15 protein-coding genes are annotated in these 16,375 nt (G+C 39.1%); 10 read left to right on the forward strand and 5 right to left on the reverse strand.

The features are described 5' to 3' along the window. Nucleotides 1-254 precede the first annotated feature (254 nt). The 5 genes from ACFINW_RS01615 to ccmA are packed head-to-tail and all read right to left on the reverse strand — an operon-like array spanning nucleotide 255 to nucleotide 3,176. Complete coding sequence (locus ACFINW_RS01615) at nucleotides 255-848, reverse strand: DsbE family thiol:disulfide interchange protein (protein WP_375620841.1); 594 nt, start codon at nucleotides 846-848, stop codon at nucleotides 255-257. Further along, complete coding sequence (locus ACFINW_RS01620; protein ID WP_375612828.1) at nucleotides 823-1,074, reverse strand: hypothetical protein; 252 nt, start codon at nucleotides 1,072-1,074, stop codon at nucleotides 823-825. Before ACFINW_RS01620 ends, ACFINW_RS01615 begins: the two co-directional genes overlap by 26 nt. Beyond that, a complete protein-coding gene (locus tag ACFINW_RS01625) occupies nucleotides 1,062-1,841 on the reverse strand; it encodes a heme ABC transporter permease (RefSeq protein WP_375611426.1) in 780 nt (259 codons plus the stop codon). Before ACFINW_RS01625 ends, ACFINW_RS01620 begins: the two co-directional genes overlap by 13 nt. A gap of 46 nt (nucleotides 1,842-1,887) precedes the next feature. Beyond that, on the reverse strand, nucleotides 1,888-2,553 hold the full coding sequence (gene ccmB, locus ACFINW_RS01630; RefSeq protein WP_375611427.1) for a heme exporter protein CcmB: 666 nt from the start codon (nucleotides 2,551-2,553) through the stop codon (nucleotides 1,888-1,890). 11 nt (nucleotides 2,554-2,564) lie between these two features. Further along, nucleotides 2,565-3,176 (reverse strand): heme ABC exporter ATP-binding protein CcmA, encoded by a 612-nt coding sequence (gene ccmA / locus ACFINW_RS01635; protein ID WP_375611428.1) that lies wholly within the window; start codon nucleotides 3,174-3,176, stop codon nucleotides 2,565-2,567. Between the two features lie 294 nt (nucleotides 3,177-3,470). Here ccmA and acnA point away from each other — a divergent pair, with 294 nt between their 5' ends. The 10 genes from acnA to cyoD all read left to right on the forward strand — a co-directional run. Continuing rightward, nucleotides 3,471-6,158, forward strand: a complete 2,688-nt coding sequence (acnA, locus tag ACFINW_RS01640) for an aconitate hydratase AcnA (RefSeq protein WP_375673691.1) — start codon at nucleotides 3,471-3,473, stop codon at nucleotides 6,156-6,158. Nucleotides 6,159-6,395: 237 nt separating this feature from the next. Further along, nucleotides 6,396-6,662: a 30S ribosomal protein S20 gene (rpsT, locus tag ACFINW_RS01645; protein ID WP_375673692.1), complete on the forward strand. Its 267-nt coding sequence runs from the start codon at nucleotides 6,396-6,398 to the stop codon at nucleotides 6,660-6,662. Nucleotides 6,663-7,363: 701 nt separating this feature from the next. Then, on the forward strand, nucleotides 7,364-8,935 hold the full coding sequence (gene dnaA / locus ACFINW_RS01650; protein WP_375620839.1) for a chromosomal replication initiator protein DnaA: 1,572 nt from the start codon (nucleotides 7,364-7,366) through the stop codon (nucleotides 8,933-8,935). A gap of 186 nt (nucleotides 8,936-9,121) precedes the next feature. Continuing rightward, complete coding sequence (dnaN, locus tag ACFINW_RS01655; RefSeq protein WP_375673694.1) at nucleotides 9,122-10,243, forward strand: DNA polymerase III subunit beta; 1,122 nt, start codon at nucleotides 9,122-9,124, stop codon at nucleotides 10,241-10,243. Between the two features lie 20 nt (nucleotides 10,244-10,263). Continuing rightward, complete coding sequence (gene recF / locus ACFINW_RS01660; RefSeq protein ID WP_375673695.1) at nucleotides 10,264-11,397, forward strand: DNA replication/repair protein RecF; 1,134 nt, start codon at nucleotides 10,264-10,266, stop codon at nucleotides 11,395-11,397. A gap of 55 nt (nucleotides 11,398-11,452) precedes the next feature. Continuing rightward, a complete protein-coding gene (gene aroQ, locus ACFINW_RS01665; protein ID WP_375673696.1) occupies nucleotides 11,453-11,905 on the forward strand; it encodes a type II 3-dehydroquinate dehydratase in 453 nt (150 codons plus the stop codon). Nucleotides 11,906-12,035: 130 nt separating this feature from the next. Next, nucleotides 12,036-13,007 carry a ubiquinol oxidase subunit II gene (gene cyoA, locus ACFINW_RS01670; protein WP_375673697.1) on the forward strand — a complete coding sequence of 324 codons (972 nt, stop codon included), beginning with the start codon at nucleotides 12,036-12,038 and terminating at the stop codon, nucleotides 13,005-13,007. An 84-nt stretch (nucleotides 13,008-13,091) separates the two neighbouring features. Next, entirely contained in the window at nucleotides 13,092-15,110 is a 2,019-nt protein-coding gene (gene cyoB, locus ACFINW_RS01675; RefSeq protein ID WP_375639690.1) for a cytochrome o ubiquinol oxidase subunit I, read from the forward strand. Beyond that, nucleotides 15,107-15,775 (forward strand): cytochrome (ubi)quinol oxidase subunit III, encoded by a 669-nt coding sequence (locus ACFINW_RS01680; protein WP_375617543.1) that lies wholly within the window; start codon nucleotides 15,107-15,109, stop codon nucleotides 15,773-15,775. The genes cyoB and ACFINW_RS01680 overlap by 4 nt, the downstream gene beginning before the upstream one ends. Then, nucleotides 15,775-16,375: cytochrome o ubiquinol oxidase subunit IV (gene cyoD, locus ACFINW_RS01685; RefSeq protein WP_375640007.1), on the forward strand; the 601-nt coding region annotated here is incomplete at its 3' end. The genes ACFINW_RS01680 and cyoD, both read left to right, overlap by 1 nt.

Below are 16,375 nucleotides of genomic sequence, written 5' to 3' on the forward strand. Positions count from 1 at the left end.
TGCTCTATAAAACGGCATACATAGCGTGGTAAAACTGGATGTTTTTACTTACAAGTCTGCATTATTATATTTTTCAACTTAAAATATTGCCAATTATTTTCATATTTAGATGATTCATAAAAAGTATTTTTAGCCTTTTCTTAAACATTTTTTTAATTCAACATAAAGAAATTTGAAAAAATCTCATAGTATTCGGTGTTTTCATTTAATAGATAAAAATGGTAAAAATTATTTAAAATCAATATGTCGATATTTTATTTGTCTTCTGTCATAATCGCTTGTTCAATTTTTGGTAGAATTTTTTTTTGATAAATTTGCCATGTTAAGGGACCAGCATGTTTGGCAATAATAATACTCTCTTTATTCAAGAGAAAGGTTTCTGGTGGTCCATACACCCCCCAGTCAATAGCTGTATATCCTGAAACATCAAAGCCAATAAATTTAAAAGGATTACCAAAACTGTTTAAAAAGCGCAGGGCGTTTGTTTTATTGTCTTTGTAATTAATACCAATCAGATCAAAACGTTTATCTTGTGCAATTTGCATAAGAATAGGATGCTCTTCGCGACAGGGCAAACACCAAGAGCCCCAAAAATTGACCAATGTAACACGTCCTTTAAACTGTTTTGAATTGAGATAACTTTCTTTATCAAGAAGAGGAAGATGAATATTGGGAGCAGGTTTTTCAGCCAATGCGTTTGGGAGAAGAGAAGAATCTTGAAGGTGTTTTTTATCCATAAAGTTGAAAAAAAACATCATGAGAAGAAGAAAAAGCACAAATGGTCCAAAAAAAACAAGCAGAACAGGTAAAGATATATTTTTTTTAAGTTTTAGAGGGATGTTTTTCATTATACTTTTCTTTTTGGGACAGCTCTTTTTTGTTTAGCTGTTGGAGAATTTTTTTTTGGTATAGGGCTTTGCAAAGAATATATCCAATAAGACATAAGAGGGATATTGCAGAAAGCACATAGCTTAAAACAACAATTTGCTCGTGTTTAAGGGTGCTCAGGAAAAAATCAATTTTCTGAGATAGATTTCCTAAAAGTCCGCCGTGGATGCCATTTAGGTCGAGCATGATGAAGCGTCCTGTTGTTGTGCACGACGGGATTTTTTAATCTGAAGTATTCGGATATAATGACGATTGATTTCATTTCGCATAGCCATCAAATAAAGAGCAATAAACATAAAGATGAAACAAAAGAGCATTGTTATAAGGGGCCATAACATAGCATTGTCGATTGTTGATCCTCCAGCACGTAACAATGATGCTGGTTGATGCAATGTATTCCACCAATTAACGGAAAATTTAATAACAGGGATATTAACAAATCCAACAAGTGTAAGAATTGCAGTAGCACGAGCGGCTTTTACTTGGTTGTCAAAAGCACGCCCAAGCAGGATAATGGAGAGATAGATAAAAAGCAGAATTAAAACTGATGTTAATCGTGCATCCCAAACCCACCATGTTCCCCATGTAGGTCGCCCCCAAAGCGCTCCTGTCATGAGAGCCAAGGCGGTAAAAATTGCCCCAATAGGCGCTCCACATTTAAGTGCTACATCAGCAAGATGATATTTCCAAATCAGGTTTCCTAAAGCCGCTGCACTCATCGTTACATAGCAGAATGTAGACAACCACGCAAAGGGTACATGAAGGTACATAATCTTAACAGTAATGCCTTGTTGATAGTCATCAGGGGAATGCATCACTAGAATAAGCCCTAAGATAAGGAAACACAATGTTATGCCGGCCAACCAAGGTAAGACGACTCTGCTTATTTTCATGAAAAGGGTGAAACTTGCAGGGAGTAACCTGATTTTATATGTACGAGATAGTTTATTCATAAAATTCATAATAGGCAGAGTTTTGCTATGCGGCAATCATCTTTTATTATTCTGATAAAAGTTTAAGCGTTATCGCAGCAACAAAAGAGCTAAAGAGACTCAAAAGAAGTGAAAAAGCGCTGAGAAGAGCTAGAGAAGTGAGAAAAGAGGTATTTGGGTTTATTGGGGCTGTAGCAGCGGAAACACCAAAAATCATAATTGGAATGATCCACGGCAAGATAATGATAAAAATAAGCAAAGTACTGTGCAACAATGAGGTTGCGAGTGCAGCGCCTATAGCACCAATAAAAATAATAGCTGGTGTTCCGCATAAAAGGGTAAGTATTGTTGTAAAAGTTATTACTACATCTAAATGGAGCATGAGGGCTAAAATAGGTGTGGCAAAAATAAGAGGAAGCATTGTTCCTACCCAATGGGCAAGACATTTTGTAAAGACAATTAGTGTAAAACTTTGTCTTTTTCCTGAAAGGATAAATTGGTCGAGATTACCATCATCGCGATCGATTTGGAAAAGTTTGTTCAGATTGAGGAGTCCTGCAAGAAGGGCCCCAAACCACAATATACCTGGTCCTATTTGTGCAAGAGTTTTGGGATCTGGTCCAATGGCAAAGGGGGTTATGACAACAACAGCGATAAAAAACAATAATCCTGTTAGTGAAGTGGCTTGTAGCGCTAATAATAGTTTAAGATCACGCCAGAACAGTGCTTTCATTTTATTCTCTCCTAGAGAGGTAAAAATTTTTCCAGAGCGATTTTATGGTTTTCTGGAATGCCTATGGAATTATGAGTTGCAGCGATAATCATACCACCTTGATTGAGATGACGCTGGAAAATACGAGCAAGGAGTTTTTGAGCATGGTTATCAAGCCCAGATATTGGTTCATCTAAAATCCAAAGAGGACGATAGGAGAGCAAAAGGCGAGCAATAGCTACGCGTCTTTGTTGTCCAGTTGACAGAGCGTTAAAGGGTAAATGTTCAAGGTTAGAAAGACCAATATCGGCAAGAGCTTCATGCGCAAAACGTAAATGTTGACCGTAAAAATCTGCCCAAAATTGCAAATTATCAATGACAGATAAGAGAGGTTTCATAGCATTTTGAGGACCAAGATAATGACAAGCAGTTGCAACAGGGTATATTTGATCATGGTCTTTAAGTATTATATGACCTTCAGCAGCTTCAAGAAGACCGACAATGATTCGGAGTAATGTAGACTTTCCGATACCATTAGGACCGGTGATTGTCATAAGTTGCTGTGAAAATAAACAAAAAGAAAGACCTTGAAACAGAATTTCCTCGTTTCTGTAAGCGGCTAAATCTTTGCCTGATAACACCATGTGATTGCCTATTTTGTTTTTATTTTCATATTCTTTATTGCATTATAGAATAAAAAACACATTTTTTATGCAATTGTACCTAGAATAGTTCTAGAAATAGTTCTATAAGGGATACCTTGCATCAATATCTGGTGTAAAATGGTTTCTGGCGCTGATTTCCGCATTATGCCTAGAGGGTGGAGGGGAAATGGATGGCGGAGGTAATTGCGTCTGCGCTCAAGCTGCGACCTTGACTCGTAGTTTGTGTTGTTCATTCCTGGAAATTGGGTGGTTATAGTATGAGGGTGGACAGTCATGACTCAAATTGATAGCTTTAATTGTCGTAGAGTATTAAATGTTGGTGGCAAAGAATATACTTATTATAGCTTGATTGAAGCGGAGAAGAACGGACTTGAAGGTGTTTCTCGTTTACCGTTTTCGATGAAAGTTATTCTCGAAAATTTATTGCGATTCGAAGATGGTCGCACAGTTAAAAAAGAGGATATCTTCAATGTTGCTAAGTGGTTAAACGACAAAGGGAGCGCTGGGGCAGAAATTGCTTACCGTCCTGCACGTGTTCTTATGCAGGATTTTACAGGTGTTCCAGCAGTTGTTGATCTTTCTGCAATGCGTGATGCTATGGTTAAACTTGGTGGTAACGCTGAAAAAATCAATCCTCTCATTCCCGTTGATCTCATCATTGATCACTCAGTTATTGTTGATGCTTTTGGCAATTCCATGGCTTTTAAGGAAAACGTTGAGCATGAATATGAACGCAATGGTGAACGCTACCGTTTCCTTAAATGGGGGCAACAAGCCTTTCAAAATTTTCGCGTTGTTCCTCCAGGAACAGGGATTTGTCATCAGGTTAACTTAGAATATTTAGCACAATGTGTATGGATGAAGAATGAAGAGGGCTGTGAGACGATTTATCCTGACACCTGTGTGGGAACTGATTCGCATACGACTATGGTAAATGGTTTAGGGGTTTTAGGTTGGGGTGTTGGTGGTATTGAAGCAGAAGCAGCAATGTTAGGCCAACCTGTTTCTATGTTGTTACCTGAAGTGATTGGTTTTCGTCTAACAGGTAAACTTAAGGAAGGTGTAACAGCCACCGATCTCGTATTAACGGTGACCCAAATGCTACGTCGGAAGGGTGTTGTCGGTAAATTTGTTGAGTTTTTTGGTCCTGGTTTGGAGCATATGACGCTTGCTGATCGGGCAACGATTGGAAATATGGCACCTGAATATGGAGCAACGTGTGGTTTTTTCCCAATTGATAAGGAGACAGTGCGTTATCTCAATATGACAGGGCGTGATGAAAGTCGGATTGCCTTAGTGGAGGCTTACACCAAAGCACAAGGGATGTGGCATGATGAAATGGTGGCTCATCCCATTTTTAGTGATACAATTGAATTAGATATGGGAACCGTTGTCTCTTCTATGGCTGGTCCTAAACGTCCTGAAGGACGTATTGCATTGGAAAATGTTGGGCAGGGTTTTGAGAAGGCATTGGTCGAAGACTATAAGAAGACTTCTGGACAAGATAAGCGTTATCAGGTTGAAGGTGAAGAATATACGCTTGGTCACGGTGATGTGGTGATCGCTGCGATTACGTCGTGTACGAATACATCGAATCCAAGTGTTCTTATTGCTGCGGGTCTTTTGGCACGAAATGCTGTGGCAAAGGGTCTTAGGAGTAAACCATGGGTAAAAACTTCTCTTGCACCTGGTTCACAAGTCGTTGAAGCTTACCTTCAAAATTCGGGTCTGCAAAAAGATTTAGATGCATTAGGATTTAACTTAGTAGGATTTGGGTGCACAACATGTATTGGGAATTCTGGTCCTTTGCATCCAGCTATTTCCAAAACGATTAATGACAATGGTATAATTGCATCTGCGGTTCTTTCAGGAAATCGTAATTTTGAAGGGCGTGTTTCCCCTGATGTGCAAGCGAATTATTTAGCTTCACCACCGTTAGTTGTTGCACATGCGCTCATCGGGACGGTGTGTAAAGATTTAACCAAGGAGCCTCTAGGTGAAGATTCAAATGGCCACCCCATTTATTTGAGAGATATTTGGCCAACTTCTCAAGAAATACAGGAGTTTATCGAAAAAAATGTCACGCGGAAGGTTTTTGCCGAAAAGTACGCAGATGTTTTTAAGGGAGATAAAAATTGGCAAAAAGTTCAGATTCCTACGGGTTCTACCTATTCTTGGGATGAGCAATCCACCTATGTACGCAATCCACCTTATTTCGATGATATGCAGAAAACACCTGATATCTTACCAGATATTAAAGATGCACGGATTTTAGGTTTATTTGGTGATAAAATCACGACGGATCATATTTCTCCTGCTGGTTCTATTAAAGCAGCTTCTCCTGCCGGAAAATATTTAATGGATCATGGTGTTAAAGTGGCTGATTTTAATCAGTATGGAACGCGTCGTGGGAATCATGAAGTTATGGTGCGTGGGACCTTTGCCAATATTCGCATTCGTAATTTCATGTTAGGGGAAAATGGTCGAGAAGGAGGTTATACGGTTTATTATCCGTCAGCGGTAGAACAAACTATTTACGATGCAGCAATGGCGTATAAACAAGAAGGTATTCCACTCGTTGTTTTTGCAGGTATTGAATATGGTAATGGATCATCCCGCGATTGGGCTGCCAAGGGGACCAATCTTCTTGGTGTCAAAGCAGTGATTGTGCAGTCTTTTGAAAGGATTCATCGCTCTAATCTTGTTGGTATGGGCATTGTCCCTTTTGTCTTTGAGGAGGGGCTAAGTTGGAAATCTTTAGGCTTAAAGGGAGATGAAAAGGTGACAATTGAAGGGATTCATAACTTGAAACCTCGTCAAAAGACTGTAGCGAAAATTACTTTTTCTGATGGTACGGTAAAAACCGTTCCATTATTATGCCGTGTTGATACTGAAGATGAGCTAGATTATTTGCATCATGGTGGAATTTTGCAATATGTCTTGCGTAAGTTAGCCGTTTAAATTCTTTTGTTTGTTAAGGAATATCTATTATTAAGCTATAAAGTTGCGGATCAAAGAGTTTAGCTTCGTTTTTTTATGGCTATCTTTGAAAATCTAATTGACGTTAGCTTTAGGATTGCGCTATAATCCACACGGTTATAGGCAGATTTATAGTTTTGCTTGGGTTGGATTTATTTATATTGGTAGAGTTGTTATTGAGACTCATTTTACCAAGGTGTTGAAAGAGAGATTATATTTATGGCGAATACACCTTCTGCTCGAAAAGCGGTGCGCAAGGTTGCGGCGCGCGCACAGGTTAATAAGGCCCGCCGTTCACGCGTTCGTACTTTTATACGTAAGTTTGATGACGCTTTAGCGGGTGGCGATAAGGCATCTGCAGAGATTGCATTTAAGAATTTTGAGCCTGAAATTATGCGTGCAGTTTCTAAAGGGATTTTTCATAAAAATGCTGCTGCGAGGAAAGTATCACGTTTAGCTAAACGTTTGAAGGCTCTCAGCGTTTAAGCTTTTCTCCTTTAATTGAGAACAAAGCCAGTATCCATGAGGATGCTGGCTTTTTGTTTATTATTTCAAAAAGTTTCTATTGAAAATAAGAATCGATAATGATTCTCCACTTGAAAAAGGAGAGAAAGTTTATAGGGGGAGGTATGGTTATCCACAAGCTTTGTGGATTTGTACAGAGTCTTTTTTGTCAAGCATTTTATTTTTTTTTTTAAATCTGAAGAGATTCTTTAATTATTGGTAAATTTAGAGAAAAAAAATGAATTGAATCAATATTTTTTTCAGTCCTCATTAATATAAGCATTTTTTTTGGGTTTTTTGATTTTATTTTGACCTCTTGCATTTTACCTCTGCTGTTTTGTATGGTTCTTATGAAGACTAAGAAGCATGAAGGGGTCACATCAGCGCATTATTCTGTATTTTGTTGAATACAAGATGTTTTGATTTAGGCTTTTCGAAACTTTTGTGTTGGAGAGGTTTTCTGACGGTTTTTTAGTTTTCTTAATGGATATGTTTACCATTTTAGAAGGGTGGGTCATATCATGAGTGCAAATAAATCTTATTGGTCATCTTTGTTAGTGGGGTTGTGATGAGGCTATCCTAGGGGAGGGTGAGTAATCTTATTTGGGGTAGGGCGTTTTGCCTTCGCTAGATTTATTTTAGTTGTTTGGCAGGACAAAATTTTATTTTTATCAGGATGGAAGATGGTGGATAAATTGAACTCTAAAGCTAGTTCCTTTAAAAGGGTTTCGGTAAATATCCTGTCGGCAGAGAACATAATAAAGAATAGGATGACGGAAAGTGATGAGAACGTTTGTAGAAATGCTTCTATAGGGCATTCTATTGTTTCAGAGGAGGAAAGTGCGGCGGCTTTTATACGTGTTATGGCGCAATTAAAGGTGCAGGTTGGTGTTGAGGCTTATACCAGTTGGTTTGGACGTGTGAAGCTTGCTGAATATAGTCATACTCTTGTAAAGCTTTCTGTTCCTACTGCTTTTTTACGTTCATGGATTAATAATCACTATGGTTCTCTTTTGACTCATTTATGGAAACAAGAGAATTCAGCAATTCTTCGTGTTGAAGTTATTGTTCGTGGTATGGAACGTGTTTCAAGAGATGTCGTTTGTAAAAGAAGTGTTCCTCCTGTTGTGCTAGAGGAGCAGGCGACTTCATCTTTTGTTGAAAGTTGCGCAGAGCATTCAGTTAAGAATTCTCAAACGGGAGTTTTTGGATCTCCACTTGATTCTCGCTATACTTTTGAAAGTTTTGTTGAGGGGGCTTCTAATCGTGTTGCTTTAGCAGCTGCGCGTTCCATTGCAGAGGGGCATAAAAGTGCCTTACGTTTTAATCCTCTTTTTATTCACGCATCTGTTGGCTTAGGAAAAACACATTTGCTTCAAGCGATTGCTGCTTCTGCATTGAAGCGTTTAACGTCTGTGCGCGTTATTTATTTAACTGCTGAATATTTTATGTGGCGTTTTGCAACAGCTATTCGTGATAATGATGCTCTTTCTTTTAAAGAACAGCTTCGTGATATCGACCTTTTGATTATTGATGATATGCAGTTTTTGCAGGGTAAGTCGATACAACATGAGTTTTGCCATTTGCTTAATATGTTACTTGATAGTGCAAAACAGGTTGTTGTCGCTGCAGATCGTCCACCAGCAGAATTAGAATCGCTTGATCTTCGCGTTCGCTCTCGTCTTCAGGGAGGGGTAGCTCTTGAAATTGAAGCACCAGATTATGAAATGCGTTTGCAAATGTTGCGCCAGCGGTTGAAGGTGGCACAACAAGATGATGGCATGGTATCAATTTCTGATGATATCTTGGAATATATTGCGAAAACGGTTTTAGGGTCGGGGCGTGATATTGAAGGTGCGTTTAATCAGCTCTTGTTTCGTCAATCTTTTGAGTCTGATTTATCTTTAGAGCGGATTGATGAATTATTAGGTCATTTGACACGTCCTGGTGAACCTAAGCGTATTCGGATTGAAGAAATTCAGCGTACGGTAGCACGCCATTATAATGTTTCTAAACAGGACTTGTTATCTAATCGTCGAACACGTACGGTTGTGAAGCCACGGCAAGTTGCAATGTATTTAGCAAAAGTATTAACTCCTCGCTCATTACCAGAAATTGGGCGCCGTTTTGGTGGGCGAGATCATACAACAGTTTTACACGCTGTGCGTAAAATTGAAGATTTGGTTTGTGGTGATCAGACCTTGGCTAAGGAACTTGAGTTGCTTAAGCGGTTGATTGGAGAACAGGCTGTATAGTGTTTATCGTTTCTTTCTTTGGAGAGACTTTAAAGAATTTAATGAAAAGATTTATTTTTTCTTATGCAGGAGTGACTTGCCATTTTAAGAGAGGTTTAATAAACTCTAGCAGGCGATTCTCTAAAGGGATCTATTCTTTAATTCTAAGGAATTCTTATAGTTTTTAGTAAATCATACGGGGCTTTTATGCGTATTACAGTTGATCGCAGTCAATTTCTCAAGTCTCTTGGTCGGGTTCACCGTGTGGTAGAGCGCCGTAATACTGTTCCTATTTTATCGAATGTGTTGATTGATGCAGAAAATGGCCGTGTACAGTTAAAAGCAACAGACCTTGATTTAGAGGTTATGGAATCTTTTGCAGTTAATGTTAAACAAGCTGGAGCAACAACTGTTCCGGCACATTTGCTCTATGATATCATTCGAAAACTTCCTGATAGCAATGAAGTTGTATTATCCCTCGATGAGAATCAAGCAGGTACAATGTCCATTGTTTCGGGTTGTGCACATTTTCAGCTTCAATGTCTTCCGAGGGCAGACTTTCCAGAGTCGCTTCCTGGGCAGTTTGGTTATCGCTTTTCTCTATCGGCATCAGGGTTAAGGCGTTTACTTGATTGTACACAATTTGCTATTTCTACTGAAGAAACCCGTTATTATCTTAATGGTATTTACTTCCATGTTGTTAATGATGGTGTTTTGAAACTGCGTTTGGTTGCAACGGATGGTCATCGTTTGGCACAAGTTGAGATGGAAGCTCCTTCAGGAGTTGAAGGAATGCCCGGTGTTATTGTTCCCCGTAAAACTGTAGGAGAGTTGCAGAAACTTCTTTCAGAAGAAAATGATGGTGATGTATGTATAGAGCTTTCAGAGACAAAGATTCGTTTTTCTGTGGGTTCTGTTATTTTTACATCAAAGTTAATTGATGGAACATTTCCAGATTATCAGCGCGTCATCCCTCTTGGAAATGATAAAGAATTAATTGTTAATAGGCAGGGTTTTTCTTCTGCAGTTGATCGTGTTTCAACGATTTCAAGTGATCGGGGGCGTGCAGTTAAGTTGACGATTGAGCATGGACAGTTAAAGCTTATCGTTAATAGTCCTGATTCGGGCAGTGCAGAAGATCAATTATCAGTAACTTACACATCTGAACCGCTTGAGATAGGGTTTAATTCACGTTATCTTTTGGATATCGCTGGGCAGCTTTCAAGCAATGAGATGGTTTTTATGTTGGCTGAGGCTGGAGCACCGGCTCTGATTCGTGATAATGATGATGCAGATGTGCTCTATGTGCTGATGCCTATTCGCGTTTAGGGGCAATTGTTTTGCAATGCATGGCGAGTCGTGTGCACAAAGTGGCAGTGAGGCAGCTGAAGCTTTTACGTTATCGCAATTATTCTTTTTTTAATATTCATTTTTCGGGTCAGCATGTGGTTTTTACTGGCCATAACGGTGCTGGTAAGACGAATCTTTTAGAGGCGTTATCTTTTCTTTCTCCTGGTCGTGGTTTGCGACGTGCTGCTTATTCTGATGTTAGCTTTGTAGAGGGCGGAGGTGAAGGATTCGTTGTATTTGCACGTCTTGAATGTGCTCTTTATGGTGAAGTAAAGATTGGTACAGCTTTGGAGGTTAGCGATAACAGTCGAAAGGTCCATATTAATGGTGTGAATGAACCAGGTGATTGCCTAACAGATTATTGTCATATTAGTGTCCTAACACCGTCCATGGATGGTCTTTTTACAGGTCCTTCACTTGAGCGCCGTAGTTTTTTGGATCGTATGGTTTTAGCGATTGATCCCTTGCATAGGCGTCGCATAGCCGATTATGATAGAGCTATGCGTGCACGTAATCGCTTATTTTTGGATGGAAATGAAGATTGTGCTTGGTTTGATGCTTTAGAAAAGCAGATGGCAGAACTGGCGACAGCTATTTCTGCAGCGCGTGTTGATGTTATTCGGCTTTTAAATGAAATGTTTACACAAATGCCGTCTCATATACCTTTTCCACGAGCTTTTTTGCAAATTGATGGTTTTTTAGAAACAGCTCTTAGTGAAATATCAGCAACTGAAGTTGAAGAGCAGTTTTGTGATCAGTTGCAGCGTAATCGCGCAATGGATCGTGCTGCTGGGCGAACATTAGAAGGACCACATCGCGCAGATTTACAGGTTTTTTATGCTGATAAGAATATAGCAGCAACATCTTGTTCAACAGGTGAACAAAAAGCGCTGCTGACAGGTTTAGTTTTATGTCATGCACGTCTAACAGGTATGATGTCGGAAAGGGCTCCCATTCTTCTTCTTGATGAAATGGCTGCTCATCTTGATTCGCATCGACGTGCTGCTTTATTTGATATTCTTGATGATTTAGCTGTGCAAACATTCATGACAGGAACAGATCGTGTTTTATTTGATGCCTTAAAAGGACGCGCAGAATTTTTTGAGATTAAGAATGGAGCTTTATTGCTGTAAAAAACATGCTAAATATCTTTCTAATAAGTGATGACTCTGAAAGAAAAGGCTTGCTATGTCAGAGATAATAACGATTTTAAATGGTCCTAATTTAAATTTTCTAGGTCAACGTGAGCCAGGAATTTATGGAACTGAAACTCTAGAAGGTATTGAAAAAAGATGCAGAGAATGGGCAAAAAAAAATGATATCATAATAAATTTTTATCAAAGTAACTGTGAAGGGCAATTAGTAGCATGGATACAAGAAGCAATAGAGGCAAGTTCTGGATTGATCATTAACCCAGCGGCTTACAGTCATACATCTGTTGCACTTCTCGATGCCCTAAAAATGTTTTCAGGGCCGAAAGTAGAAGTTCATTTATCTCATATTTATCAGCGTGAAGCTTTTCGTCACCATTCTTATACATCTGCAGGTGTAGACGCTATCATAACTGGGTGTGGAGGTGATGGATATCGGTTTGCACTTGAGTATATTGCAAAACAATTAAGCAAAACAATTAAATTGTGATAGGTAAAGAGTAAGCGTTTAATAAGAGTAATATAGGCATTTAATTCTCTTGATAATTATTTTCAAATCTGTACAATGTGAGGTATATATTTATGACAGTTTTTAGTGCGTATGACGGGGGTAAATAGAGATGAAAAGCTTTGTTAGACAATTAGAAATGCTTGTGATTTTAGGGGGAGCACTGCTTTTGTCTGGTTGTAAAGTTGATGTTATGCAGCCATCAGGTTATGTTGCACGTCAACAGCTCATTTTGATCGTTGTTTGTGTGGTGGTGATGCTTTGTATTGTTATCCCAGTTATGGTAAGTGTGGTATTTTTAGCTATAAAATATCGTGCATCGAATATGAAAGCGGACTATTCTCCTGATTGGGCACATTCAAATAAAATTGAAGCATTGATGTGGGGTATTCCAGTTGTAATTGTAATGGTTTTAGGTTCATTAACAGCTTATTATACCTATAAGCTTGAACCTACAAATCCTCTTCCAGTGGAAGTTGTAGGTGAAGGAAAGCCATTACAGATTGATGCTATTGCTCTTGATTGGAAATGGCTTTTTATTTATCCTGAATACGGTGTTGCATCGATTAATGAGATTTATGCGCCTGAAGGACGTCAAGTTTTATTGCAATTGACGTCAGAGAATTCTGTCAATGCTTTTTGGGTTCCCAAATTGGGTACAGTTCTTTACGCTATGCCGCAGATGAATGCTAAGTTGCATTTGGTCGCTGAAGAGCAAGGAGTATTCAAAGGGACCTCAGCAAATTACAGTGGTGATGGTTTTTCGGGTATGCGGTTTAAGTGGCATTCTGTGTCTTCGCGGGATTTTGAGGATTGGATTGTAAAAGCTCGGGCTAATGGTCGATTACTTGATCGTACATCTTATCGTCAACTTTCTATTGCGCCTCGTATGGGTGATATTGCTGCGAAGGAAAAAGATGCTGAAGTTCGTTATTTTGCACCTGTTGAGAAGCGGCTTTACTATCGTGTTGTTAATCGATGTGTCGATGAAAAGACGGTGTGTAATGAAGATTTAATGAAACGTGCTGCTGCTCAGACGCTATGGGGTGCACTGTGTTCAGTATTTGATCCTGATGTTATTTAAAGGGTCAATAGAGAAAGAGCCCTTTTAATATTTTTAATATAAGGTTTCTTTTAAACTTAAATTTCATTTGAAATGGGTTGAGAAATGTTTGGAAGACTTACAGATCCTACGGCAGGTGCTTTTCATGCGCTTGCACATGAACCGATCGTTTTGTATACATGTATTGCGATTGTTTTGGTTGGTTTAATTGCTGTCGTTGCTCTGACAGCGCTTGGGTGGTGGGGAATTTTATGGCGAAATTGGATTACAACTGTTGACCATAAGCGCATAGGCATAATGTATATAGTTCTTGGAATTATTATGCTTGTTCGCGGTTTTGCGGATGCACTTATGATGCGAACGCATCAAGCTTTAGCTCTTGGGAGTGAAACAGCAGGTTATTTACCTCCTGAGCATTTTGATCAAATTTTTTCGGCGCATGGTACGATCATGATTTTTTTCATGGCTACGCCTATTTTATTTGGTCTTTTTAATTATCTGATACCGCTTCAAATTGGTGCGCGTGATGTTGCTTTTCCCTTTGCAAATAATCTGGGTTTTTGGATTACGGCAGCTGGGGCGATTTTGATTAATATATCCCTAGGTGTTGGTAATTTTGGTCGGGGTGGTTGGTTGATGTATCCACCTTTTACAGAATTACAAACGAGTCCAGATACAGGGGTAGATTATTATTTATGGTCTCTTCAGCTTTCTGGTATTGCAACAACAATGGGATCAGTGAATTTTATTGCAACGATGATTAAAATGCGTGCTCCTGGAATGACAATGATGAAAATGCCTATTTTTTGTTGGAGCGCTTTTGTCAGCAATGTTCTTATTGTAGTTATTTATCCTGTCTTAACTGTTGCTTTTGCGCTCTTGGCATGTGATCGTTATTTGAACATGAATTTCTTTACTAACGTTGGTGGTGGAAATCCAATGGTGTGGATTAATTATGTTTGGGTTTTTGGTCACCCTGAAGTGTATGTTTTGGTTGTTCCTGCTTTTGGCATTGTGTCTGAAGTTGTCTCAACTTTTTCTTCAAAACGCCTCTTTGGTTATACTTCCATGATATGGGCCATGGTGGTTATTTTGATTCTTTCGCTTCTTGTTTGGGGACATCATTTCTTTACAATGGGTGGTGGTGAAGCTGTAAATACCTTCTTTAGTATTGCTACGATGATCATCGCAGTTCCAACAGGTGTAAAAGTCTTTAATTGGCTGCTCACGATGTATAAAGGTCGGATTCGCTTTGAGCCTCCAATGCTTTGGTGCATGGGAATGATCTTTACGTTTGTTGGTGGTGGGTTAACTGGTGTTTTATTATCTATTGTTCCTGCAGATTGGCAGTTTCATAATTCGCTCTTTTTGATAGCGCATTTCCATCATACAATTATTGGAGGTGTGGTTTTTGCTTATTTAGCAGGGCTTGCTTTTTGGTTTCCAAAAGTTTTTGGTTATAAACCAAATCGCATATTAGGTATTGCATCTTTCTGGTGTTGGTTTATTGGTTTTTACCTTGCGTTTTTCCCTGTTTATGCGCTTGGTTTAATGGGTGCAACACGTCGTCTCCAGCATTACATGGAACCTAGTTGGCAGCCGATGTTTATTATTGCTGCTCTAGGTGCTTTTATTATCTTGCTTGGTATCCTTTGTTTTGTGTTACAGGTTGTTTTGGCGATTTGGTATGGTATTAAGCATAAAGGTCACCTACCGGTAACGTTGAATGATTCTTGGGGTGATGCACGTACACTTGAATGGTTTACCTCTTCACCGCCTCCTGCCTACAATTTTGCCCTCCTTCCAAAGATACAGTCTGATGATGCTTATTGGAATATGAAGAAAAGTGGTTATCAACGTCCGACAAGTGGATTCACAAAAATTCATATGCCGTCGAATACATCGGCTGGAATTATTGCGGGATTCTTCTTATTAGTTGTTGGTTTTGCACTTGTTTGGCATATTTGGTGGCTTGCTGCTGTTGGACTGATTGGTTTTATTGCAACGCTTGTGTGTCATTCATTAACAGGTGATCATCATGGTTACTATATTCCAGCTGAAGAAGTGCAAAAAACTGAAGATGCCTTTACAGCTGTTCTTAAAGAACAAGGAGTGACAGTATGAGTGCTGTAACAATGAATAACGCGAGTACTATAGATGAACTTCACCACGATAGTAGCTCGGTAATGACGTTTGGTTTTTGGGTCTATATTCTTTCAGACTTAATCCTGTTTTCGACACTGTTTTCAAGTTTTGCTGTTTTTTCTGCTTCTTATGGTGGTGGTAAAGCGGGCAGTGAGTTTATAGATTTAAAGTTTGTTTTGGTTGAGACTGCTTTCTTGTTGTTTTCATCCGTCACTTATGGCTTTGCAATGGTACAAGCACATAAAAATAACATCAGTGGTGTGCGTTTATGGATGGCTATTACCTTTGTATTGGGGTGTTGCTTCATTGGTATGGAACTTTACGAATTTCATGAACTTTTGAGTGAGGTTTTTTATTTTGATCCAAATGCTTATGCGGGTATTGATCCTGCAACAGGTTTACAGCTTTTTGGACGGGAAATTCTCTCTGCTTATTGGTCAGCATTTTTTGCTTTGGTTGGCACCCATGGACTTCACGTAAGTGTTGGCCTTCTTTGGATGGTTGTGATGTTTTTTCATCTTCGTCGTAATGGCTTGGATCAGAACAATAAAACACGTTTAGCATGTCTTTCCATTTTTTGGCATTTACTTGATATTGTATGGATTGGTGTTTTCACCATGGTTTATCTATTAGGAGCGTTGTGATGAGCGTGCAAAATGAAACACATGGTCCCAGTACTGGTTCCTATTTGGTTGGTTTTATTCTAGCTGTATTTTTCACTTTGGGTTCTTTTATTCCTGTGATGTATGGAATGATGGAAAGTTGGGCAGTTAGTACAAAGGTTGCGTATCTTATTGGGATGGCGATTATTCAGATTATAGTACAAATTGTTTTCTTTTTGCACTTGAATTCTGGTCCAGACGCCAAGTGGAATTTAAGCGCGTTGTGGTTTGCTGCTATTTGCGTTTTTGTTATTATTGGGGGAACTTGGTGGGCTATTTCTCATTTGAATTATAATATGATGGGTGGTTCAGGACGTGTTATTGAACCGGAAATATCAAGTAGAGATGATTCTTCAGTGTCTGAGCAGTTATCAAACAAAGATATCTCCGTAAGAAAACAGCCAGAAAAGATACAGGGCTCAGAGGTTTCGATGGAGCAAGGTGCAAGTACGCAAACTCCTGTAGATCAAGCACCTGGTTCAGAAATGCCCATGGGGCAGGGTCTAAGTACGCAAACTCCTGTAGATCAAGCACCTGGTTCAGAAATGCCCATGGGGCAGGGTCTAAGTACGCAAACTCCTG

Origin of the sequence: Bartonella sp. AA18HLJMS (assembly GCF_042197245.1) — a bacterium.
Lineage (GTDB): Bacteria > Pseudomonadota > Alphaproteobacteria > Rhizobiales > Rhizobiaceae > Bartonella.

Coding starts and splice junctions, on each gene's coding strand:
- ACFINW_RS01615 (WP_375620841.1), bottom strand. CDS start 848: ATGAAAAACATCCCTCTAAAACTTAAAAAAAATATATCTTTACCTGTT.
- ACFINW_RS01620 (WP_375612828.1), bottom strand. CDS start 1,074: ATGCTCGACCTAAATGGCATCCACGGCGGACTTTTAGGAAATCTATCT.
- ACFINW_RS01625 (WP_375611426.1), bottom strand. CDS start 1,841: ATGAATAAACTATCTCGTACATATAAAATCAGGTTACTCCCTGCAAGT.
- ccmB (WP_375611427.1), bottom strand. CDS start 2,553: ATGAAAGCACTGTTCTGGCGTGATCTTAAACTATTATTAGCGCTACAA.
- ccmA (WP_375611428.1), bottom strand. CDS start 3,176: ATGGTGTTATCAGGCAAAGATTTAGCCGCTTACAGAAACGAGGAAATT.
- acnA (WP_375673691.1), top strand. CDS start 3,471: ATGACTCAAATTGATAGCTTTAATTGTCGTAGAGTATTAAATGTTGGT.
- rpsT (WP_375673692.1), top strand. CDS start 6,396: ATGGCGAATACACCTTCTGCTCGAAAAGCGGTGCGCAAGGTTGCGGCG.
- dnaA (WP_375620839.1), top strand. CDS start 7,364: ATGGTGGATAAATTGAACTCTAAAGCTAGTTCCTTTAAAAGGGTTTCG.
- dnaN (WP_375673694.1), top strand. CDS start 9,122: ATGCGTATTACAGTTGATCGCAGTCAATTTCTCAAGTCTCTTGGTCGG.
- recF (WP_375673695.1), top strand. CDS start 10,264: ATGGCGAGTCGTGTGCACAAAGTGGCAGTGAGGCAGCTGAAGCTTTTA.
- aroQ (WP_375673696.1), top strand. CDS start 11,453: ATGTCAGAGATAATAACGATTTTAAATGGTCCTAATTTAAATTTTCTA.
- cyoA (WP_375673697.1), top strand. CDS start 12,036: ATGAAAAGCTTTGTTAGACAATTAGAAATGCTTGTGATTTTAGGGGGA.
- cyoB (WP_375639690.1), top strand. CDS start 13,092: ATGTTTGGAAGACTTACAGATCCTACGGCAGGTGCTTTTCATGCGCTT.
- ACFINW_RS01680 (WP_375617543.1), top strand. CDS start 15,107: ATGAGTGCTGTAACAATGAATAACGCGAGTACTATAGATGAACTTCAC.